Source organism: Aeromonas sp. QDB23 (genome assembly GCF_027707745.1).
Classification (GTDB): Bacteria; Pseudomonadota; Gammaproteobacteria; order Enterobacterales; family Aeromonadaceae; genus Aeromonas; species Aeromonas allosaccharophila.
Genome location: NZ_JAPCJA010000015.1, coordinates 22,690 through 43,425, shown reverse-complemented (window position 1 = coordinate 43,425; position 20,736 = coordinate 22,690). Strand labels below are relative to the sequence as shown.

General features: G+C 59.6%; 21 protein-coding genes. 16 read left to right on the top strand and 5 right to left on the bottom strand.

Going from position 1 to position 20,736, the window contains the following annotated elements:
• Window positions 1-16 precede the first annotated feature (16 nt).
• Entirely contained in the window at window positions 17-670 is a 654-nt protein-coding gene (locus PG888_RS08955) for a methionine ABC transporter permease (RefSeq protein WP_042031786.1), read from the bottom strand.
• The gene (gene metN / locus PG888_RS08950; protein WP_058053063.1) at window positions 651-1,694 is read right to left on the bottom strand and encodes a methionine ABC transporter ATP-binding protein MetN; all 1,044 of its coding nucleotides are present in this window, start codon (window positions 1,692-1,694) and stop codon (window positions 651-653) included. The genes PG888_RS08955 and metN overlap by 20 nt, the downstream gene beginning before the upstream one ends.
• Window positions 1,695-2,198: 504 nt before the next feature.
• Here metN and PG888_RS08945 point away from each other — a divergent pair.
• Complete coding sequence (locus PG888_RS08945) at window positions 2,199-2,654, top strand: hypothetical protein (protein WP_058053064.1); 456 nt, start codon at window positions 2,199-2,201, stop codon at window positions 2,652-2,654.
• Window positions 2,655-2,759: 105 nt separating this feature from the next.
• Here PG888_RS08945 and ppgK read toward each other — a convergent pair whose 3' ends face one another.
• Both ppgK and queG read right to left on the bottom strand, forming a co-directional pair.
• Complete coding sequence (ppgK, locus tag PG888_RS08940; RefSeq protein ID WP_042059923.1) at window positions 2,760-3,500, bottom strand: polyphosphate--glucose phosphotransferase; 741 nt, start codon at window positions 3,498-3,500, stop codon at window positions 2,760-2,762.
• Between the two features lie 111 nt (window positions 3,501-3,611).
• Window positions 3,612-4,766, bottom strand: coding sequence for a tRNA epoxyqueuosine(34) reductase QueG (queG, locus tag PG888_RS08935; protein WP_182938905.1), 1,155 nt, complete (start codon window positions 4,764-4,766; stop codon window positions 3,612-3,614).
• A 60-nt stretch (window positions 4,767-4,826) separates the two neighbouring features.
• Between queG and PG888_RS08930 the strand changes: the two genes are divergently transcribed.
• From PG888_RS08930 to PG888_RS08880, 11 genes are all read left to right on the top strand, one after another.
• Window positions 4,827-6,338, top strand: a complete 1,512-nt coding sequence (locus PG888_RS08930; protein ID WP_182938906.1) for an NAD(P)H-hydrate dehydratase — start codon at window positions 4,827-4,829, stop codon at window positions 6,336-6,338.
• Window positions 6,339-6,348: 10 nt separating this feature from the next.
• Window positions 6,349-6,822: a tRNA (adenosine(37)-N6)-threonylcarbamoyltransferase complex ATPase subunit type 1 TsaE gene (tsaE, locus tag PG888_RS08925; RefSeq protein WP_182938907.1), complete on the top strand. Its 474-nt coding sequence runs from the start codon at window positions 6,349-6,351 to the stop codon at window positions 6,820-6,822.
• Between the two features lie 23 nt (window positions 6,823-6,845).
• Window positions 6,846-8,537, top strand: coding sequence for an N-acetylmuramoyl-L-alanine amidase (locus PG888_RS08920; protein WP_232093610.1), 1,692 nt, complete (start codon window positions 6,846-6,848; stop codon window positions 8,535-8,537).
• Window positions 8,538-8,553: 16 nt separating this feature from the next.
• On the top strand, window positions 8,554-8,733 hold the full coding sequence (locus PG888_RS08915; RefSeq protein ID WP_042059932.1) for a hypothetical protein: 180 nt from the start codon (window positions 8,554-8,556) through the stop codon (window positions 8,731-8,733).
• Between the two features lie 3 nt (window positions 8,734-8,736).
• Entirely contained in the window at window positions 8,737-10,596 is a 1,860-nt protein-coding gene (mutL, locus tag PG888_RS08910; protein ID WP_182939708.1) for a DNA mismatch repair endonuclease MutL, read from the top strand.
• A complete protein-coding gene (gene miaA / locus PG888_RS08905; RefSeq protein WP_162518046.1) occupies window positions 10,586-11,515 on the top strand; it encodes a tRNA (adenosine(37)-N6)-dimethylallyltransferase MiaA in 930 nt (309 codons plus the stop codon). Before mutL ends, miaA begins: the two co-directional genes overlap by 11 nt.
• Window positions 11,516-11,587: 72 nt before the next feature.
• Entirely contained in the window at window positions 11,588-11,851 is a 264-nt protein-coding gene (hfq, locus tag PG888_RS08900) for an RNA chaperone Hfq (RefSeq protein ID WP_005339045.1), read from the top strand.
• Between the two features lie 63 nt (window positions 11,852-11,914).
• Complete coding sequence (gene hflX / locus PG888_RS08895) at window positions 11,915-13,201, top strand: ribosome rescue GTPase HflX (RefSeq protein ID WP_033135815.1); 1,287 nt, start codon at window positions 11,915-11,917, stop codon at window positions 13,199-13,201.
• A gap of 91 nt (window positions 13,202-13,292) precedes the next feature.
• Window positions 13,293-14,444 carry an FtsH protease activity modulator HflK gene (hflK, locus tag PG888_RS08890; protein ID WP_182938909.1) on the top strand — a complete coding sequence of 384 codons (1,152 nt, stop codon included), beginning with the start codon at window positions 13,293-13,295 and terminating at the stop codon, window positions 14,442-14,444.
• Between the two features lie 3 nt (window positions 14,445-14,447).
• On the top strand, window positions 14,448-15,332 hold the full coding sequence (gene hflC, locus PG888_RS08885; protein WP_005339038.1) for a protease modulator HflC: 885 nt from the start codon (window positions 14,448-14,450) through the stop codon (window positions 15,330-15,332).
• Window positions 15,333-15,437: 105 nt separating this feature from the next.
• Window positions 15,438-15,626 carry a DUF2065 domain-containing protein gene (locus PG888_RS08880; protein ID WP_111900703.1) on the top strand — a complete coding sequence of 63 codons (189 nt, stop codon included), beginning with the start codon at window positions 15,438-15,440 and terminating at the stop codon, window positions 15,624-15,626.
• Window positions 15,627-15,707: 81 nt separating this feature from the next.
• On the opposite strand, the gene ispB is transcribed toward PG888_RS08880, so the two are convergent.
• The gene (gene ispB, locus PG888_RS08875) at window positions 15,708-16,679 is read right to left on the bottom strand and encodes an octaprenyl diphosphate synthase (protein ID WP_005339034.1); all 972 of its coding nucleotides are present in this window, start codon (window positions 16,677-16,679) and stop codon (window positions 15,708-15,710) included.
• A gap of 242 nt (window positions 16,680-16,921) precedes the next feature.
• Between ispB and rplU the strand changes: the two genes are divergently transcribed.
• The 4 genes from rplU to PG888_RS08855 all read left to right on the top strand — a co-directional run bounded on the left by rplU (window position 16,922) and on the right by PG888_RS08855 (window position 20,640).
• Window positions 16,922-17,233, top strand: a complete 312-nt coding sequence (gene rplU / locus PG888_RS08870) for a 50S ribosomal protein L21 (RefSeq protein ID WP_005304210.1) — start codon at window positions 16,922-16,924, stop codon at window positions 17,231-17,233.
• Window positions 17,234-17,250: 17 nt separating this feature from the next.
• The gene (rpmA, locus tag PG888_RS08865; RefSeq protein ID WP_005339028.1) at window positions 17,251-17,508 is read left to right on the top strand and encodes a 50S ribosomal protein L27; all 258 of its coding nucleotides are present in this window, start codon (window positions 17,251-17,253) and stop codon (window positions 17,506-17,508) included.
• 191 nt (window positions 17,509-17,699) lie between these two features.
• Window positions 17,700-18,902 (top strand): Obg family GTPase CgtA, encoded by a 1,203-nt coding sequence (gene cgtA, locus PG888_RS08860; protein WP_042059940.1) that lies wholly within the window; start codon window positions 17,700-17,702, stop codon window positions 18,900-18,902.
• A gap of 367 nt (window positions 18,903-19,269) precedes the next feature.
• A complete protein-coding gene (locus PG888_RS08855) occupies window positions 19,270-20,640 on the top strand; it encodes a YjiH family protein (protein ID WP_042059942.1) in 1,371 nt (456 codons plus the stop codon).
• Window positions 20,641-20,736: the final 96 nt, after the last annotated feature.

Sequence of the window (20,736 nt, the reverse complement as noted above, 5' to 3'; positions counted from 1 at the left end):
TGTCAGAAATCGACGATTAACGATGATCACATTTGTGGACCAGGCGCTCACCCGCGCTCTGGATAAGTTGAACCAGTACTACCAGGATAACCACGGTCACCAGCATGACGGTCGGGTCAAAGCGCTGATAACCATAACGAATACCCACATCCCCCAGACCGCCGCCACCGATGGCCCCGGCCATGGCCGAGTAGTTCACCAGCGTGACGAGGGTAATGGTGACGCTGTTGAGGATGCCGGGCAGAGCCTCGGGCAGCAGCACCTTGGTGATGATTTGCAGCGGCTTGGCGCCCATCGCCTTGGCCGCTTCCAGCAGGCCATCCGGCACCTCCATCAGGGCTCCTTCCACCAGACGGGCGATGAAGGGGATGCAACCCACGGTCAGCGGCACGATGGCGGCGATGGTGCCGATACTGGTGCCGACAATCAGCCGGGTCAGCGGAATGATGGCGACCAGCAGGATGATAAAGGGCACCGAGCGACCCACGTTGACCACCATGCCCAGAGTACGGTTGAGCAAGGGGTTGGCCAGGATCTGGCCCGCCTTGGTGACGTGCAGTGCCACGCCAAGCGGCAGGCCCAGCAGGCAGCCGAACAGGGCGGAGGCAAACACCATGATCAGGGTGTCGCCCAGGGCCGTGATGAGCAGATTAATCATGGCTTCGGACATAACCCATTACCTCCAGCTGAATGTGGTTGTCGATGAGGAACTGCTGGGTTGCCTCGCACTGGGCTTCATCCCCGAACAGCTCGGCCAGCAGGAAACCGAATTTGACGCCACCGGCGTACTCGATGTCTGCGCTCAGAATGCTGATGTCGATATTGAAACGGCGGCTCGCCTCGGAGATCAGCGGCGTATCGACCGTACTGCCGGTAAAGCCGAGCTTCACCAGCGGATAGCTGCCTGGCACCCGCTCGCTGCTCATCCGATCCTGATACTCCTGCGGTACCTCCAGATGGATGGTGGAGTGGATGAAGTCACGGGCCAGCTGGGTCTTGGCGTTGCTGAAGAACCAGGCCACTTCGCCCTGCTCGATTAGACGGCCGTCGCTGATGATGGCCACTTCGTCACAGATCCCTTTCACCACATCCATCTCGTGGGTGATGAGCAGGATGGTGAGCCCCAGCTTGACGTTGATCTCCTTGAGCAGGGTCAGGATCGAGCGGGTGGTCTGCGGGTCGAGGGCCGAGGTGGCCTCGTCACAGAGCAGCACCTTGGGGGCCGGTGCCAGTGCGCGGGCAATGGCAACACGCTGCTTCTGACCGCCGGAAAGCTCGGACGGATAGGCATGGGCACGGGCTTCCAGCCCGACCAGCGCCAGCAGCTCGGCAACCCGTTGCTGGATCTGCTCTTTGCTCCAGCCTGCCAGCTCCAGCGGAAAGGCGATGTTGGCAAACACGGTGCGGGAAGCGAGCAGGTTGAAGTGCTGGAAAATCATCCCGATCTGGCGGCGAGCCTGGGTCAGATCCCGTTCGCTCAGGGCTACCAGATCCTGGCCATCGACAATCACCTGGCCCTCTGTCGGGCGCTCCAGCAGGTTGACACAACGAATGAGGGTACTCTTGCCGGCACCGGAGGCACCGATCACCCCGAAAATTTTGCCTTGGGGTACATGCAGACTCACATCACGCAGGGCGTGCACGGCGTCACTGCCTGTACCGTAGACTTTGTTGAGACCTTTCAACTTAATCATGGATTCTTCCGTGCTAACAGCCTTACAGCACAGGGCGCTACAGGCGGGGAAATTGGGCAGAGGTTCCACTGGGTTACTCTGCCATCATGGAGGATGATGCTAAGATGTCTGGATGGCCGTGTCAACGCATGTTTTTACGTCTAGACGTCTAAAAAAGTGATAAGGATATCTGTCTGGTGGATAACGATCTGGGTGGATATGTCTCGCATCCAGATCCTGTTTCGCCAGTTTGGTATATGGCCGAATTAAAGATGGTTTATATCGGGTAAACGCTGGTTTTATTAGTGTGTCAGCCCGATGTCACTCATGTCAGGTGTCGAGCCTGAAACGCCACCATAGTTGCACAAATAGCTGCACAAATCGTTCCCTATTCGCGACCGGATCACCTGTCCGCCCCTTTGTCGGCATCAACCTTGATGCAGCGCAAGGGGGGCTCGGATAGGGATTGGGTCGGTGGCGCTTGTTTTTTATACTGATGATACCGACAGCATGGAGGGCAGTGCGATGAGATTCCAACAGATCAAAGAGTTGCTGCACTATCTTGAACAGGTTCATCACCAGCTCGGGCTCTGCTACGGGCGATTGACCAGTCAGGTGGACAGCGAACGTAGCCGGATGTTGCTGGTCTATCTGCAAGGGCGTGAGGATGCGGCCAGTGCCCATCTGCACGAATATGCCGCCCAGCTGGGAGAGGCGGTGAGGGAGACCTGGTTGAACCAGAGTTTCAGCGAGGATATGGTGCCCGCCATCACCCGCTTCGAGCTGCCGGCCTCGGCCCAGACCCAGGATATCGTCACTCAGGTGTGCCGCTGGGAAGAGCAGCTGGTGGGCGAGCTGGGCCATCTGGCCCGGGAGTGCCCGACACCGGCCACCACCACCCTGCTCGAGAATCTGGCCGGGCTGGAGCAGACCCGCCTGACCCGACTGGTGCACGGGGTACACCGACTCGATGACATGTAACGGGTGATAAGCGCCAAACACGCAAGATAGCGGTCAAGCAAAAGGGCCCGGCAGCAGTGCCGGGCCCTTTCCATTTGCTCTCTGCTGATTGGCGGTGAGCGTCGATCAGCCCTGCCGCTCGGCCGCGTAGAGGGCGGCCCCGATAATGCCCGCCTGATTGAGGCTGGCCGCTGGAATGAGCGGTGCCCGGGTCTCGATGCGATCGACAAATTTATCCAGCTTGGCGGCGCTGCCGCCCCCCAGAATGAAGAGGTCGGGGGAGAAGAGAAACTCGAGGCGCGCCAGATACTTGTTGAAGCGCTTGCCCCAGCGGTTCCAGGAGAGATCTTCCCGTTTGCGCACCGCATCGGAGCAGTAGTGCTCGGCCACCATCCCTTCCAGCATCAGGTGACCCAGCTCGGTGTTGGGCAGCAGGTGGCCGTTGACGAAGATGGCGGTGCCGATGCCGGTGCCGACCGTGATGAGGATGATGACCCCCTTGCGATCTTTACCGGCGCCAAAGCGCATCTCGGCCAGACCGGCGGCATCGGCATCATTCAGCACATAGCAGGGCTTGCCGGTGACATCGGCAAACAGATGCTCGGCATCGGTCTCAATCCAGCTCTTGTCGATATTGGCCGCACTCTTGGCAATGCCGTTGTGAATGGTGGCGGGAAAGCCGCAACCCACCGGCCCTTTCCAGTCAAAGTGTTCGACCAGCGCCTTGAGGGTATGGGCGATGGCGGCCGGGGTGGCCGGTTGCGGCGTGGCAATGCGATGGCGCTCGCCGATCAGTTCGCCGGTTTTGGTATCCACCAGACAGCCCTTGATCCCAGAGCCTCCAATATCCACTCCCAACATATGCATCTGTGTTGTCCTTGTTGTGTGCCGACCAGCTGATACTGATTACGGTGTTCTGGTCACTGCGGGTCGGCAGAGCATGAAAAAAGTACAGCAATCCGGCAAGGGGCAGATCACTTATGCGTGATCCGGCAGACCTTTTTCGATGCAGCGGATCAGCAAACGGGTTTTCTTGTTCTCTTCATCCTGACGCCGGGTAAGAGTGGCCAGCGCCCATTCGATATGTTCGGCTACCATGGGCTCGGCGTTGGTCAGCCCCAGTTGCAGGGCGGCGATGACCTCGGGGGTTGCCGGGCCATTGCCGAGGGCGACCGCCAGATTGCGGCGCCAGCGCTGGTAACCGATGCGGCGGATCGGGCTCCCTTCGGTCTGCTTGAGAAAATCACTCTCGCTCCAGTGCCACAGCGCCAGCAGGGGCGGGCGGTGCAGGCTGGAACGCGGGCTGAAGTCGGGTTCCGGGCTGGCATCGGCATAGCGATTCCAGGGGCAGATAAGCTGGCAGTCGTCACAGCCGTAGATGCGGTTGCCCATCAAGGGCCTGAACTCTTCCGGAATAGGGCCATCGTTCTCGATGGTGAGATAGGAGATGCAGCGGCGGCCATCCACCACATAGGGGGCGACAATGGCGCCAGTCGGACAGATGTTGATGCAGGCGACGCACTTGCCGCACAGCTCCTTCGCTACCGGCTGGTCGAGCGGCAGCGGCAGGTTGAGCAACAGCTCACCGAGAAAGAAGAAGGAGCCGGCCGATTCGTTGAGCAGCAGTGAGTGTTTGCCAACCCAGCCGAGGCCCGCCTTGGCTGCCAGCGGCCGCTCGAGGATGGGGGCGGAGTCAACGAAGGGGCGCCACTCACCCAAGGTCTCTTCAGTGCCTTGAAACAGCTCGGCACAGCGCGCTTCGATGCGATCACCCAGCTGTTTGAGCCGGTTGCGCAGTACCTTGTGGTAGTCGCGGCCGAGGGCGTAGCGACTGATATAGCCGAGGGTCGGATCGCGCAGGGTGGCGGCAAAGCCCGCCTCGAATGGCAGGTAGTTCATCCGCACTGACAACACCCGCACCGTGCCCGGCAGCAGCTCGTGGGGGCGTGCGCGCATCATGCCGTGGCGCGCCATGTAATCCATGCTGCCGTGATAGCCCGCATCCAGCCAGGCCTGCAATCGCGGCTCTTCGATACGCAGATCGGTGTCGGTGATGCCCGCCTGGTCAAATCCTAGCTCCCGTGCCCAGAGCTTGATATCGTGGGCCAGCTGGTGGAAGTCAGGTGCGCTCATGCGGCTTGGCCTGGCCGGAGTTGGCTGGCGTGGGTCGATTGATAAGAGGCGGGAGCCGTCATGGTAGAGATCATCAGGGGCGCGTTGGGCACAAAAGAGGGGGGCAGTTTACCACAGGGGCTGTGGCAGACTGAACAGATCCGCACACTGGAGCGCAACTGGGCCGCGCGTGAGGGGCAACCTCTCTATGCCCTGATGGAGCGAGCCGGTGCTGCACTGCGCACCTATGCCACCCTGCATTGGCCCGAGAGTCGTTGCTGGTGGATTTTCGTCGGCCCCGGTAATAACGGCGGTGATGGCTATGTGCTGGCCCGCCTTGCCCGCCAGATCGGCATCGAGGTGGTGGTGATTGCCGCCAGAGCACCCGACCAGCTGAAGGGGGATGCCAGACGGGCCGCCGATGAGTGGCTGGCGGCCGGTGGCCGGGTCTGGCTGGCCGAGCAGTTTGATGGTGCCCAGCAGCCTGCCCCGGATCTGGTGGTCGATGCCCTGCTTGGCACCGGCGTCAACACCCCCCTCTCGCCGCTACTGACAAAGATCGTCGCAACAATCAATGGCTTGGCTGTGCCCGTGCTGGCGGTGGATCTCCCCTCCGGCCTCAACGGCGATACCGGCCGTGCCATGGGGGCCGTGGTGCAGGCCACTCGCACCCTCACCTTTATCGGGATCAAGCAGGGGATGCTCACCGGCGACGGGGTGGATTGCGTCGGCCTGCTCGACTGTGATCCCCTTGGCGTCACGCCAGATGATGCTATTTCGCCCGCCGCCTGGCGCATCGATTATCCACTGCTAAGCACGCAACTGACCCCGCGCCAGCGCGCTTCCCACAAGGGCTCTTATGGCAAGGTGCTGCTGGTGGGGGGCAATCGCGGCATGCAGGGGGCCATCGTGCTGGCAGCCCGCGCCTGCCTGCGGGCGGGGGCCGGGCTGGTGCGGGTGTGCCAACATCCGGAGCATCCGCCGGTTAGCCTCTATCAACCCGAGCTGATGAGCCTTATCACCACAGATGACGAGGGGTGGGCGTCGGTGCAGGTCATTGGCCCCGGCCTCGGTCAGGATGAGTGGGGAAGGGGGCAAATCGCCCGTTATCTCACCGATCGGCTGCCACTGGTTTTGGACGCCGATGGATTGAATTGGCTGGCGCAATCTCCCCGCCATCAGGATAATTGGGTGCTCACGCCCCATCCCGGCGAAGCGGCGCGACTGCTGGGATGCACCATTGCCGAGATTGAAACCGACCGGTTTGCCGCCGTGCAGGCGTTGCAGCGGCGCTATGGCGGTGTGGTGTTGTTAAAAGGGGCGGGAACACTTATTTATGACGGCGAGCGGGTCGCTCTCTGTTGTGAAGGCAATCCCGGCATGGCAAGTGGCGGCATGGGTGATCTGTTATCTGGTATAATCGCCGCCCTTTTGGCCCAGGGCTGGTCTGCCACCATGGCAAGCTGGCTGGGCGCCGTGATCCACGGCGAGGCCGCAGATCAGGCCGCCGCCGACGGCGAGCGGGGCATGCTGGCGTCAGATCTGCTGCCGCTGATCCGCAGACTGGTTAATCCCGACACCATAACAAGTTAAAAAGAAGAACATGGCAAAACAGTTGATGATGACACTGCCGAACGAGGCAGCAACCGTGGCACTGGGTGGCCGTCTGGCACAGGCTTGCCAGCAGGCGACCACAGTGTTTTTGCATGGCACGCTTGGCGCCGGTAAAACCACCCTGACCCGCGGCTGGGTACAGGGCCTTGGCCATCAGGGCAAGGTAAAAAGCCCGACTTACACCCTGGTCGAGCCCTACGAGCTCGATGGCTGGCAAGTCTACCATTTCGATCTCTATCGCCTGGCTGATCCGGAAGAGCTGGAATTCATGGGCATTCGGGACTATTTTGCCGCCAACACTCTCTGTCTGGTGGAGTGGTCCGAGAAGGGCGAGGGCTGGTTACCGGCTCCCGACCTGGAAATTACCCTCACTTATGTAGGCGAGCAGCGCGAGGTTCTGATAGAGGCCCGCACTGCTATTGGCGAAGCCATTCTGGAACGGTTGTCATCTACGTGCGCTTGATCCTTGTTATTGCTCTCTCTTTGATGGCGTTACCCTCCTGGGCGAATCAGCTCAAGAGCGTACGAATCTGGCCATCACCGGATAATACCCGGGTGGTGCTCGACATGAGCAGCGCCCCCAACTTCAACTATTTCACCCTCACCGGCCCGGATCGGCTGGTGATCGACCTGAAAGGGGCGAGCAACGCCGCCAATCTGGCGCGGATCGAGAACAACAGCGAACTGGTGCGCAAGATCCGCCAGAGCACGCCGCTGGAGAAGGGCGGTCTGCGGCTGGTGATGGATCTCAGCTCCGCCATCAAGCCGGTGGTCTTTCCGCTGGCGCCAGCCGGGCCTTATGGCCACCGTCTGGTCATCGACCTGCCTTATGAAGAGAAGCGCTCGGCGGCTGCGGTGCAATCCACGCCTGTCGGTGGCAAGGGCAAGGGGGTGGTGATTGCCATCGACCCGGGCCATGGCGGGGAAGATCCGGGCTCCATCGGCCCGCGCCGTACCTACGAGAAGCGGGTCACGCTGGCGGTCTCCCAGAAGCTGGCGGCGCTGATCGACCGCGAGCCGGGGATGCGCGCCGTGCTGACCCGTCGTGGCGACTACTTCGTTGACCTCAACAAGCGCTCCGAGATTGCCCGCAAGGCCAAGGCCGATCTGCTGGTATCTGTGCATGCGGACAGCTTCCATAACTCCACTCCCCGTGGTGCCTCGGTCTGGGTCTTGTCGACCAACCGCGCCAACCGCGAGATGGGCAGCTGGCTGGAGAAGCAGGAGAAGCAGGGCGAGTTGCTGGGCGGTGTCGGCAAGGTGTTGGCGGAATCCGATCCCAACCCCTATCTGGCGCAGACCTTCCTCGACCTCTCCATGGACAAGTCCCGTGCCGAAGGATATGACGTCAGCCGCCAGATCCTGCGCTCCATGGGCAAGGTTGCCCGACTGCACAAGAAGGCGCCGGAACACGCCAGTCTGGCAGTGCTGAAAGCGCCGGATATTCCCTCTGTGCTGGTGGAGACCGGGTTTATCTCCAACCATGCGGAAGAGAAGCTGCTGGCCACCGCCAGCTATCAGGACCAGCTGGCCCGCGCCATCTTCGAGGGGATCCGCAACTACTACCGTGCCCACCCGACCAAGGGGGCCATGCTGACTGGCAAGGGGCAGGCGAGCCGACCTGCCGCGACCACTCGGTCTGCGCCGGTCGCCCAGCAGCCGGTGAGCCAGCCCAGACAGGTACAGTTGCAGCCGGTGGTGAGTAACAAGATGCCCGCCACTGCCCGCGACGGCGGTGCGGCGACCGGCTCTGGTGCCGGGGTGATCAAGCCTTATTCGGCAGCAGCGCAAGAGACCGGAGCGCCGGTCAGCAGCGTGGGCGACTATGACAAATCGCGGATGCTCCGCCATGTGGTCCAACGGGGCGAGAGCCTCTCCCGCCTTGCCGAGAAGCATGGGGTGAGTCAGTCCACTTTGGTGGAGATCAACCAGCTGCGCAGCCGGGATATTCAGATTGGTCAGACCATCTATATCCCCCAACAGGGGCAGAGCCGCAGTGCCGCTCCCGTTCGCAGTGACGACAAGTCGCAGATGATCCGCCATGTGGTCAAGCGGGGCGAGAGCCTCTCCCGCCTTGCCGAGAAGCATGGGGTGAGTCAGGCGCGGCTGGTGGAGATCAACAAGCTCAAGTCGCGGGATATTCAGGTGGGGCAGGTGCTCTACATTCCGCAAAACTGATGCGCGGGAGCGGGCGATGCCGCTCCCGCTGTTAGCGAATACCATCAGCAAGATTGAAATTCAGGAGCAAGTGATGCCGATCCGTATATTGCCCCCGATTCTGGCCAACCAGATCGCAGCCGGTGGTAATGTGGTGGAGCGGTCCTCCTGGATCGTTAAGGGACTGACCATCCGCAAGATAGAAATTCAGGAGTAAATGATGCCGATCCGTATTTTGCCACCTATTCTGGCCAACCAGATTGCCGCCGGAGAGGTGGTGGAGCGGCCCTCCTCCGTGGTCAAGGAGTTGGTGGAAAACAGTCTGGATGCGGGCGCCGACCGGGTCGAAATCGATATCGACAAGGGGGGCGCCAAGCTGATCCGTATCCGTGACAACGGCTGCGGCGTTGCCAAAGATGAGCTGGTGCTGGCGTTGTCGCGCCACGCTACCTCCAAGGTGGCGACCCTCGATGATCTGGAGGGGATCAACAGCCTGGGCTTTCGTGGCGAGGCGCTCGCCTCCATCAGCTCGGTCTCCCGCCTCACTTTCACCTCCCGCACCGCCGAGCAGGCCGAGGCCTGGCAGGCGCAGGCCGAAGGGCGCGAGATGAACGTCACCATCAAGCCGGCGGCCCATCCGGTGGGCACCACGGTGGAGGTGGTGGATCTCTTCTTCAATACCCCCGCGCGGCGCAAGTTCATGCGCAGCGAAAAGACCGAGTTTGCCCATATCGACGAGCTGGTGCGCCGCATCGCGCTCTCCCGCTTCGATGCCACCCTGATCCTGCGCCACAACGGCAAGGTGGTGCGCCAGTACAAGGCCGCCAATACCGTGCCGGAGCAGGAGCGCCGCCTCGCCGCCGTCTGCGGCACCCCCTTCATGCACCATGCGCTGGCGGTAGAGAGCGAACACAGCGACGTGCGGCTGTGGGGCTGGCTGGCGACCCCGGAGGGGGCAAGACCGCAGAACGACCTGCAATACACCTACGTCAACGGCCGGATGATGCGCGACAAGCTCATCAATCACGCCATCCGTCAGGCCTATGACGAACTGTTGCCTCCCGATCGCTTCGCCGCCTATGTGCTCTATATCGAGCTGGATCCCCGTCAGGTGGATGTCAACGTCCACCCGGCCAAGCACGAGGTGCGCTTCCATCAGGCGCGGCTGATCCACGACTTTATCTTTCAGGCGCTGTTTACCGCGCTGCGTCGTGAAGGGGTCCGCGCCGTGCATCAGGACGCGCCGCTGGCCGAAACCCTGGTCGAGTTGCCGGTCAGCCCGCAGATTGAATATCCCGGTCAGGCGCCACGCCCGGAGTGGTACGGTGCCGAGCACAGCTACCGGGCGCCTGCGCAGGTGCGGGAAGGGGGCGCGGCGCGCGCCAGCAACTATCAACCGCCCGAGCCGCCAAGCCGCGAGGCGATGCGCGGCATGGGGGCGCTGCTCACTGCGTTGCCTATCGCAACGGCTGCTGCGACCGAGCAGCCCACTGACACAGTGCCGCCACCCAAACAGGGGGGATGTCGCGCCCTAACGCTGGTGGATCAGGCCTACCTGTTGATCGAGCGGGATAATCAGCTGGCGCTGCTCTCGCTGGTTCGCGCCGAGCGGGTGCTGCTGCGTCACTGGTTGCTGGAGACCTGGGGCCAGGGGCTGGCGGCCCAGCCGCTGCTGCTGCCGGTCTCCTTCAAATTGCCGAAGAATCTGATCGCGCTGGTGACCGAGCAGGAACGTTTGCTCAAACGCATGGGGCTGGAGTTGAAAAGCGGCGGGCGCGACACCATGATCCTGACTCGGGTGCCGGCCCTGCTGCGCCAGACCGATCTGGTGAGGCTGTTACCCGAATTGCTGCAAATTATCGAGGGCGGATCTGACAGTGATGCTGGCCAGCAGGCTGAAGTATTATGCCAATGGCTGGTAGATCAGGGGATAAGTCGCGAAAAAATATACGATTTTTCAACTGCCAGCCGTCTGCTGACGGAACTTGTGACCGATTTCAGTGACCAACTGGCAGACATTCGCATGGTGCGCCCGCTTTCGCTGGCGACCGTGCTGGAGGAGTTTGAACATGGCGAGTGACTTGCCGACCGCAATTTTTCTGATGGGGCCGACGGCCTCCGGCAAGACGGATCTCGCCATTGAACTGTGCCAGGCATTGCCTTGCGACATCATCAGCGTCGATTCGGCGCTGATCTATCGCGGCATGGATATCGGTACGGCCAAGCCGACCGCCGATGAACTGGCGCGGGCCCCGCACCGGCTGATCGACATTCTTGACCCGGCCTTGAGCTATTCGGCGGCCGACTTTTGCAAGGATGCCCTGCGGGAGATGAAAGAGATCGCCGACCGTGGCCGCATTCCGCTGCTGGTGGGCGGTACCATGCTCTATTTCAAGGCGCTGCTGGAGGGATTGTCCCCATTGCCCTCCGCCGATCCCGCCATTCGTGCCGGGATTGAGGAAGAGGCTGCCCGCCTCGGTTGGCAGGCGCTGCACGACGAGCTGGTGCGCATTGACCCGGTGGCCGGGGCGCGGATCCACCCCAATGACCCGCAGCGATTGAGTCGTGCACTGGAGGTCTATCGCATCAGCGGCAAGACCCTCACCGAGCTGACGCAGGTGCAGGGGGAGGGGTTACCCTATCGGGTGCTGCAGTTTGCCATCGCCCCGAGCGATCGCGCCGTGCTGCATCAGCGGATCGAACAGCGTTTTGACAAGATGCTGCAAGGTGGCTTTGAACAGGAGGTTCGTGCGCTGATGGCGCGCGGCGATCTGAACCCGGATCTCCCCTCCATTCGCTGTGTGGGTTATCGCCAAATGTGGGACTACCTGTGCGGTGAAGTGGGGTATGATGAGATGCGTTATCGTGGCATTGTTGCCACACGCCAATTGGCAAAACGACAGATGACCTGGTTGCGTGGCTGGCCCGACGTGACCTGGTTGGAATCTGGTGAGTCTGGCAATCTCGCCCGCGTGCTTGCTCGCGCTGGTGCGGCTTGACACTCCCTGTATAATCAGGTTGTTATATTGATATTCGGTGTTTAAAAACAACAAACTATAAGGAAAAGAAAAATGGCTAAGGGGCAATCTCTCCAAGACCCGTTTTTGAATGCGCTGCGCCGTGAGCGGATTCCTGTTTCTATCTATTTGGTGAACGGCATCAAACTGCAAGGTCAGATCGAGTCTTTTGACCAGTTTGTTATCCTGCTGAAAAACACCGTTAGCCAGATGGTTTACAAGCACGCCATCTCGACTGTTGTACCGGCCCGTGCCGTCAATCATCACCAGCCCACTCCGGGTGGCGCGGCTGATGAACAGGGTGATGCCGAGGCGTGATATCCCTGGGCGAGTCGACTCGCCAACTCAGATTCATCATGATTCCTGTTAAGGAGCAAGCGCTTGTTTGACCGTTATGAAGCTGGCGAACAGGCCGTTCTGGTGCATGTCAACTTCAGTGATGAGGGTGAGCGGGAGGATCTGGAAGAGCTCAAGATGTTGGTGAGCTCGGCCGGAGTCAATGCGCTGGGGGTCGTGACCACCAGTCGCAGTGCGCCCAGTGCCAAATTTTTTGTCGGCAGCGGCAAGGCTGAAGAGATCGCGTCCCAGGTTCAGATGCTGGCGGCGGACGTGGTGATCTTCAACCATGCCCTGACCCCCGCCCAGGAGCGCAACCTGGAGCGTCTGTTCCAGTGCCGGGTGGTGGATCGAACCGGCCTGATCCTCGATATCTTTGCCCAGCGCGCCCGTACCCACGAAGGTAAACTGCAGGTCGAACTGGCCCAGTTGCGCCATCTTTCCACTCGTCTGGTGCGAGGCTGGACCCACCTTGAGCGTCAAAAGGGCGGGATCGGTCTGCGTGGCCCGGGTGAAACCCAGCTTGAAACTGACCGACGTCTGCTGCGGGAACGCATCAAGGCGATTTTGCGTCGGCTCGACAAGGTGGCCAAGCAGCGGGAGCAGGGACGCCGCGCCCGTAACCGCAACGAAGTGCCGACGGTGTCACTGGTTGGTTATACCAACGCCGGAAAGTCCACTTTGTTCAACCAACTTACAGCTGCCAGCGTGTATGCTGCCGACCAATTGTTCGCAACTCTGGATCCCACCCTGCGTAAACTGGTGATCCGGGATGTGGGTGATGTGATTTTGGCGGATACAGTTGGATTTATTCGGCACTTGCCCCATGATCTGGTCGCGGCCTTCAAGGCGACCCTGCAGGAGACCCGTGAAGCGGATCTGCTGCTGCATGTGGTGGACTGTGCCGATGAGCAGATGCAGGAGAATATCGACTCCGTGCAGCAGGTGTTGGCCGAGATTGAAGCCGATGACAGGCCCCAGCTGATGATCTGCAACAAGATCGACAAGCTGGCGGATCGTCCGGCAGGTCTGGAGCGAGATGACGAGGGGCGCCCGTTGCGCGTCTGGCTGTCTGCCCAGACCGGTGAAGGTTGTGAGCATCTGTTTACGGCGCTGACCGAATTGCTGGCTGGCTCCATGGTGCATCACACCCTGCAGTTGCCTCCTTCTGCCGCGAGATTGCGCAGTGCGCTCTATCAGCTGAAAGGGATTGAGCAGGAAGGTTTTAGCGAGGAGGGTGATTTCGTGCTGGAAGTCCGCTTGCAAGTGGCCGACTGGAACCGCCTCGTGAAACAGGAAGGTGAGAGTTTACAACGCTTTATCAGGCATTGATTCGTCGAAGAAGATGAACCCTTAGGGGCTTCTCAACGTATGATGGCCCGGTAGAGATGATATCCATCCGCATGTATTAATGGAGACGCTGATGGCTTGGAATGAGCCTGGTAACAACGGCAAAGACCGTGACCCTTGGGGGAATAACGGCAAGAATCAGGGACCCCCTGATCTGGATGAAATGCTGCGCAAAGTGAGTCGCCGTTTCGGTGGCTTGTTTGGTGGCGGCAAATCTGGCGGCGATATAGGTCGCTTTGGTATCTCCATCGCGCTGGTTGTGGCTGTGGTGGTGTGGGTCGTCAGCGGCTTCTACACCATTCGCGAAGCGGAGCGTGGTGCCGTGCTGCGGTTTGGCAAGTTTTCCCATATTGTCGAGCCGGGCCTGCGCTGGAAACCGACCTTTATCGATCAAGTGATCCCGGTGGACGTCGAGTCCGTGCGCTCCCTGCCTGCTTCCGGTTTCATGCTGACTCAGGATGAGAACGTGGTACGGGTCGAGATGGACGTACAGTACCGTGTCGTCAATCCCGAGCAGTATCTGTTCAGCGTGACCAATGCCGACGAGAGTCTGGGCCAGGCTACCGATAGCGCCCTGCGCTACGTGGTGGGTCATACCCGGATGGATGACGTGCTGACTACCGGTCGTGAGAAGGTGCGTCAGGAGACCTGGCAGGTGATCGATGGCATCATCGAGCCCTACCAGATGGGTCTGCAGATCGTCGACGTCAACTTCCTGCCGGCGCGTCCGCCGGAAGAGGTGAAAGACGCCTTCGATGACGCCATCTCCGCTCAGGAAGATGAACAGCGCTTCATTCGTGAAGCGGAAGCCTACGCTCGTGAAGTGGAGCCGAAGGCGCGTGGTTCGGTCAAGCGTCTGGAGCAGGAAGCGGAAGCTTACAAATCCCAGATCGTGTTGAAAGCCCAGGGTGAAGTCGCTCGCTTCAACGAGTTGCTGCCCCAGTATCAGGCGGCCCCCGAGCTGACCCGTGAGCGTATCTATCTGGAAACGATGGAAGAGCTCTATCAGCAGGCCAACAAGGTGGTGGTCGACATGCCGGCTGGCAACAACAGCATGATCTACCTGCCGCTCGACAAGCTGTCCGGCAAGCCGAATGCAGCCCAGTCTGATCGTGCCACTGTCGCCCCGGTCGCAGAGCAGGCCCCCGTTTCCAACGAGGGTGCCAACTCTACGCCGACAACGCCGCTGCGTAGCGGTGACCGCTTCAGCTCAGGGAGAAACTGATAGATGAAAAAGCTAGCTATTGGTGCAATCGCTGTCGCGGCCATGGTCTGCTTCTCTTCTGTCTTTATCGTTGATGAAGGTCAGAAGGGGATTGTGGTGCAGTTTGGCAAGGTGAAGCGGGTTGACTCCGGTGAGCCGCGCCTCTATGAGCCGGGCTTGCACTTCAAGGTGCCGCTCATCGACCAGGTTCGCAAGATGGATGCCCGCATCCAGACCATTGACAGCCAGGCCGACCGTTTTGTCACCTCCGAGAAGAAAGATCTGATCATCGACTCCTACGTGAAGTGGAAGATCGAGGACTTCTCCAAGTACTACCTGGCAACCGGTGGTGGCAACAAGCTGCAGGCTGAAGATCTGCTCAAGCGCAAGATCAACAACGGTCTGCGTTCCGAGATCGGTAACCGCACCATCAAGGATATCGTCTCCGGTGAGCGTAGTACCGTGATGGAAGATGCCCTGAAGAAGATGGCGCGCTCCTCCGAGCTCGGTATCAAGGTGGTGGATGTGCGGATCAAGCAGATCAACCTGCCGGTGGAAGTCTCCAACTCCATCTACCAGCGGATGCGCGCTGAGCGTACCGCAGTCGCCCGTGAGCACCGCTCTCAGGGTCGCGAGAAGGCTGAAATCCTGCGTGCCGATATCGACCGCAAGGTGACCGTCATGATCGCCGACGCCGAGAGTAACGCTCGCCAGCTGCGCGGTGAAGGGGATGCGGAAGCCGCCAAGATCTATGCCGACAGCTACAAGAAAGACCCCGAGTTTTTCAGCTTCGTGCGTAGCATGGAGGCCTATCGCAAGAGCTTCGCCGGTGGCAACGACCTGATGGTGTTGAAGCCGGACAGCGAGTTCTTCCGTTACCTTAAGTCTCCTCACGGCACCAAGCAGTAATCGCCACGAGGTCACATTCAAAGGGTCTGCATTGTCAGACCCTTTTGTTTTTGGCGCCAACGCTAGCCATCGACCCGGGTGGCTGGTTGCATTGAAGGAGGTCGGATGCTGACATCCATGCTGATGGGGTTGGGATTGCTGTTGTTGTTCGAGGGGCTCGGCCCGCTGTTGATGCCCAGGGCATGGCAGCAGATGTTGCGGCTGCTGAGCGATCAGCCAGCGGAGCAGTTGCGCCGTATCGGCGGCTCGCTAGTGGTGGCGGGTAGCGTGATCCTCTGGATGCTGAGTCGCTGAGTCTGGCGCAATGCACAGTCCAGCAGATAGCAGACAATAAAAAAGAGGCCGAAGGCCTCTTTTTTCATGCATGTCGTTTACTCAGGCACTGCGCTGCACGGCCATGTGGGCCAGTGTTTCCAGTGCGTGCTTGTGCGGGGAGTCAGGCAGGATGGCGAGAGCGGCAATGGCCTTGTCGGCCTCTTCCCGGGCCCGCATGCGGGAGTACTCCAGCGCGCCGGTACGGTCGAGAATCCCAAGGATCTGCTCAAGATGCTCCATACCGTTGCGGTGCTCGATAGCATCGCGCACCAGTTGACGCTCTTCCGGTGTGCCCACTTCCATGGCGCGCAGCAGCGGCAGGGTCGGTTTGCCTTCGGCCAGATCGTCACCGACGTTCTTGCCCATCTCTTCACTCTGGGAGCAATAGTCCATCACGTCATCGATGATCTGGAACGCGGTGCCCAGATACTTGCCGTAATCGGTCATGGCCTGCTCGACGGGCTCGGGCTGATGGGTCAGTACGGCGGCGAGCCGAGTGGCGGCCTCGAACAGCTTGGCGGTCTTGCAGTAGATGACCGTCATGTAGCTCTCTTCGGTGGTGTCCGGATCGTTGCAGTTCATCAGCTGCAACACTTCCCCTTCGGCGATGGTGTTGGTGGCGTCCGAGAGGATCTCCATGACCCGCAGGTTGGAGAGTTCGGCCATCATCTGGAAGGAGCGGCTATAGAGGTAGTCACCGACCAGCACGCTGGCGGCATTGCCAAACATGGCGTTGGCGGTCTCCCGGCCGCGGCGCAGGTCAGATTCGTCGACCACGTCGTCATGCAGCAGGGTAGAGGTGTGAATGAATTCGATGATGGCGGCCAGTTTCAGGTGATCCTCACCCTCATAGCCCAGCGCACGCGCAGCCATCACGGTCAGCATGGGGCGCATCCGTTTCCCGCCGGCGCTGACAATGTAGAAACCCAGCTGATTGATCAGACTAACGTCGGACTGGAGTCGGGCCAGGATCAGTTCATTGACCGCCGTCATGTCGGCGGCACAGAGCGCACGGATAGTCTGTTGGTCCATAAGTCTCGTAACGTGACAGCAGCAATAACTGCGATTTTAGTAATGGCAGGGATTCTACACGATTTCACAATGGGTTACAGTTAGGCGTTTATCCACGGCGGCAGATATGCGCACAAAATAAACTTTTTGCTAAATTGGCCTTGCCTGAGCAGATCGATTTGCGTAGAATGCCCGCCCATTGTTATAGGTTTTTGCGCATGTCTAGCCTTGAGCAAAAGACATGCCTTTACGGAGTTAATCAAATGTACGCGGTATTCCAAAGCGGCGGAAAACAACACCGTGTGGCCGAAGGTCAAATCGTTCGTCTGGAAAAGCTGAACGTTGAGACTGGCGCTACTATCGACTTCAACGAAGTTCTGATGGTTGCTGCAGGCGACACTTTTAAAGTAGGTGCTCCTTTCGTTGAAGGTGGCAAGGTTGTAGCTGAAGTTGTGGCTCACGGCCGTGGCGAGAAAGTGACTATCGTCAAGTTCCGTCGTCGTAAGCACCATCGTAAGCAAGCGGGCCACCGTCAGTGGTTCACTGAAGTCAAAATCACTGGCATCAGCGCTTAATTAGAGGAGTCCGATAAATGGCACACAAAAAAGCTGGCGGTTCATCCCGCAACGGTCGCGATTCTGAAGCTAAACGCCTGGGCGTTAAGCGTTTCGGCGGCGAAACAGTTCTGGCTGGTAGCATCATCGTTCGTCAACGTGGCACCAAGTTCCACGCTGGCACCAACGTTGGTCTGGGCAAGGATCACACCCTGTTCGCAACCGCGACTGGTAAAATCCTGTTCGAAGTTAAAGGTCCGCTGAATCGTAAGTACGTTAGCATCGTTGCTGAGTAATTACGGACCGCAAGGATCCGAAGCCCCGCCAACAGGCGGGGCTTTTGTTTTTCTGAATAACTGACGAAAAAACGGAACGCAGATGACCCGGGCTCCGACAGGGGCGTGGATTGCCAAGATGCGTATCGCCCGCAGGGGTCTGTACCACTATAATTGCGTATCGGTTTTTCGAATTAAGGTGACGGTTACCTATGAAGTTTGTTGATGAAGTCCAGATTCGAGTCGATGCCGGTGACGGTGGTAACGGTTGTGTCAGTTTTCGCCGGGAGTTGTATGTTCCCAACGGTGGTCCGGATGGCGGTGACGGTGGCGATGGCGGTGATGTCTATCTGCTGGCCGACGAAAACCTCAACACCCTGATCGATTACCGTTTTGAGCGTTTCCATGCCGCCGAGCGTGGCGAGAATGGTCGCAGTGCCAACTGTACCGGCCATCGTGGCAAGGACAAGATCCTGCGTGTGCCTGTCGGTACTCGCGCCAGCGACGAGGATACCGGTGAGCGACTGGGCGACTTGACCACTCATGGTCAGAAGCTGATGGTTGCCAAGGGTGGTTTCCATGGTCTGGGCAACACCCGCTTCAAGAGCTCTGTCAATCGGGCTCCGCGCCAGAAGAGTAACGGTACCCCGGGTGAAGTGCGGACCCTGAAGCTGGAGCTGCTGCTGCTGGCTGACGTCGGTATGCTGGGTCTGCCCAACGCCGGTAAATCGACCTTTATCCGTGCCGTTTCCGCCGCGCGTCCGAAAGTGGCCGACTACCCCTTCACCACCCTGGTGCCGAACCTGGGTGTGGTGCGTGGCGAGAACTCCCGCTCCTTCGTGATCGCGGATATTCCGGGTCTGATCGAGGGGGCCGCCGAAGGTGCCGGTCTGGGGATTCGCTTCCTGAAGCACCTCGAGCGTTGCCGCGTGCTGCTCCATCTGGTGGATATCTGCCCCATCGATGGCTCCGATCCTGCTGAAAATGCCGTGACCATTGTCCGGGAGCTGGAAAAATACAGCCCCGAGCTGGCAGGCAAGCCGCGCTGGCTGGTGTTCAACAAGATGGATCTGATCCTGGAAGAGGAAGCCCAGGAAGTGATGGACCGCGTCAAGGCGGCACTGGCATACGAAGGTCCGGTCTACCAGATCTCGGCCATCAGCAAGGAAGGTACCAAGAAGGTCTGCTATGACATTCTGGATCTGCTGGACACCATGCCCCGTCAACTGGAGCAGGATGCCAAAGAGGCGATCGAGAAGGTCGAGTTCAAGTGGGACGACTACCACAAGAACCAGCTGGCTCAGGCTGAAGCCGAAGCGCTGGCAGCTTCCGTGGCCTTCGATGAAGGGTTGGATGATGACGATTGGGATGACGACGAAGATGACGGTGTTGAAGTCATCTACGTGCGCGACTGATCCTCGTCACTCTCATTGAAAACCGGAGCCTGAACAGGCTCCGGTTTTTTTATATCTATCGAGTCACCGCTCATTAGGTATATTTGTTATGTCACTTATTGTCTGCCATTGATAACCGATTATACTGCCCACCTAAATTAACAATAACGAAACAATCATCTGGCGATGTCGATTGAATCGATATGCGTTGCTGTATCCGGTTGTTTTGATGGAAGGTTTACCTGCAGAAATATTTATGCGCAGATTTCTGCCTTAAAGGCTTGTTTGTGCATTTTTTTAGAGTATTCTTGCGCCCGTTTTTGCCGGTTAATGCATGAATACGCAGGTTGGCCGGGCTAGGGAAAAGTAACATTAGGGCAGTCATATCATGTTGGAAAAGAGTCTCGAAGCACCTGCGGTCAATACCCGCCGTAACTTGTTGATGTTTCTGGTTCCGTCACTCATCGGGATCCTGCTGTTCATGACGCCGGTCGTCTATGACGGTAACGTCACCATTCCGGTGGCCGTGCTGGCCAAGCTGGTGCAGCGGGTGTTTGCCGATTATCTGGTCGCCATGGTCAGCGCAGTGATCACCACCACCATGCTGATGACGCTGATCGCCTGGTTGTTCAAACCGGCGATTCTGGTGCGCCGTCCTTTCCTCAACAGCCTGTTCAATGTCTCCCCTTTCTGGGCCTGCGTGCGGGTCTTGGGCGGTATCTTCGTGCTGCTGACCTTCTTCCAGGCGGGGCCAGAGGTGCTTTACTCGGGCGCAACCGGTGGACTGGTGCTCAACGATCTGTTGCCGGTGCTGTTCTCGGTCTTCATTTTCGCCGGTCTGCTGCTGCCGTTGCTGCTCGATTTCGGGCTGCTGGAATTTGTCGGCACCATGATGACCCGCATCATGCGTCCGGTGTTCCGCTTGCCGGGTCGCTCTGCGGTGGACTGCTTTGCCTCCTGGCTCGGCGATGGCAGCGTCGGCATCCTGCTGACCAGCAAGCAGTATGAAGGCAAGTTCTACACCCAGCGTGAAGCTGCGGTGATTGGCACCACCTTCTCCGCCGTCTCCATCACCTTCTGTCTGGTGGTGATTTCCCAGGTGAAGCTGGAGCACATGTTTGTTCCCTTCTACCTGACCGTCTGTCTGGCGGGTGTGGTTGCTGCCATCGTGGTGCCGCGTCTGCCACCGCTCTGCTGGAAGAAGGACATCTATGCCGACGGCACTCCCCTGTGCCGCAAGCAGGAGGCGGTGCCGCACCAGCACAGCGTGATGAGCTATGGTTTCGAGCGGGCGCTGACCAAGGCTGACAGCATGACCGACCTGGGCGCCGTCGCGCGGGAAGGGGTGAAGAATGCGCTGGATATGGTGTTTGGCGTGTTGCCGGTGGTGATGGCGATCGGCACCTGTGCCCTGATGCTGGCCGAACACACTCCGATCTTCAACTGGCTTGGTGCCCCGTTCGTCCCCTTGCTGGAGCTGCTGCAACTGCCGGAGGCGGAAGCGGCCTCCAAGACCATCATGGTCGGTTTTGCCGACATGTTCATTCCGGCGGTACTGGCCTCGACCATCGAAAGCGAGATGACCCGCTTCGTGATTGCCGCCATGTCAGTGACCCAGCTGATCTATATGTCGGAAGTGGGTGCCCTGCTGCTGGGCAGCAAGATCCCGGTCAAGCTGTGGGAGCTGTTCGTTATCTTCCTGCTGCGCACCTTGGTCACCTTGCCGGTTATCGCCGCGGTGGCACACCTGCTGTTCTGATCACCTCGTCGTGGTGAAAAAGGCCATCCCGCTTGCGGGGTGGCCTTTTTGCATCCGGCGCATTGAGTCACCCGTCAGGCCATCAAGGGCAATTGT

Coding starts and splice junctions, on each gene's coding strand:
- PG888_RS08920 (WP_232093610.1), top strand. CDS start 6,846: ATGGCGTTACCCTCCTGGGCGAATCAGCTCAAGAGCGTACGAATCTGG.
- PG888_RS08915 (WP_042059932.1), top strand. CDS start 8,554: ATGCCGCTCCCGCTGTTAGCGAATACCATCAGCAAGATTGAAATTCAG.
- metN (WP_058053063.1), bottom strand. CDS start 1,694: ATGATTAAGTTGAAAGGTCTCAACAAAGTCTACGGTACAGGCAGTGAC.
- mutL (WP_182939708.1), top strand. CDS start 8,737: ATGCCGATCCGTATTTTGCCACCTATTCTGGCCAACCAGATTGCCGCC.
- hfq (WP_005339045.1), top strand. CDS start 11,588: ATGGCTAAGGGGCAATCTCTCCAAGACCCGTTTTTGAATGCGCTGCGC.
- PG888_RS08945 (WP_058053064.1), top strand. CDS start 2,199: ATGAGATTCCAACAGATCAAAGAGTTGCTGCACTATCTTGAACAGGTT.
- PG888_RS08880 (WP_111900703.1), top strand. CDS start 15,438: ATGCTGACATCCATGCTGATGGGGTTGGGATTGCTGTTGTTGTTCGAG.
- miaA (WP_162518046.1), top strand. CDS start 10,586: ATGGCGAGTGACTTGCCGACCGCAATTTTTCTGATGGGGCCGACGGCC.
- tsaE (WP_182938907.1), top strand. CDS start 6,349: ATGGCAAAACAGTTGATGATGACACTGCCGAACGAGGCAGCAACCGTG.
- ispB (WP_005339034.1), bottom strand. CDS start 16,679: ATGGACCAACAGACTATCCGTGCGCTCTGTGCCGCCGACATGACGGCG.
- hflK (WP_182938909.1), top strand. CDS start 13,293: ATGGCTTGGAATGAGCCTGGTAACAACGGCAAAGACCGTGACCCTTGG.
- PG888_RS08955 (WP_042031786.1), bottom strand. CDS start 670: ATGTCCGAAGCCATGATTAATCTGCTCATCACGGCCCTGGGCGACACC.
- ppgK (WP_042059923.1), bottom strand. CDS start 3,500: ATGCATATGTTGGGAGTGGATATTGGAGGCTCTGGGATCAAGGGCTGT.
- rpmA (WP_005339028.1), top strand. CDS start 17,251: ATGGCACACAAAAAAGCTGGCGGTTCATCCCGCAACGGTCGCGATTCT.
- PG888_RS08855 (WP_042059942.1), top strand. CDS start 19,270: ATGTTGGAAAAGAGTCTCGAAGCACCTGCGGTCAATACCCGCCGTAAC.
- rplU (WP_005304210.1), top strand. CDS start 16,922: ATGTACGCGGTATTCCAAAGCGGCGGAAAACAACACCGTGTGGCCGAA.
- hflC (WP_005339038.1), top strand. CDS start 14,448: ATGAAAAAGCTAGCTATTGGTGCAATCGCTGTCGCGGCCATGGTCTGC.
- queG (WP_182938905.1), bottom strand. CDS start 4,766: ATGAGCGCACCTGACTTCCACCAGCTGGCCCACGATATCAAGCTCTGG.
- PG888_RS08930 (WP_182938906.1), top strand. CDS start 4,827: ATGGTAGAGATCATCAGGGGCGCGTTGGGCACAAAAGAGGGGGGCAGT.
- cgtA (WP_042059940.1), top strand. CDS start 17,700: ATGAAGTTTGTTGATGAAGTCCAGATTCGAGTCGATGCCGGTGACGGT.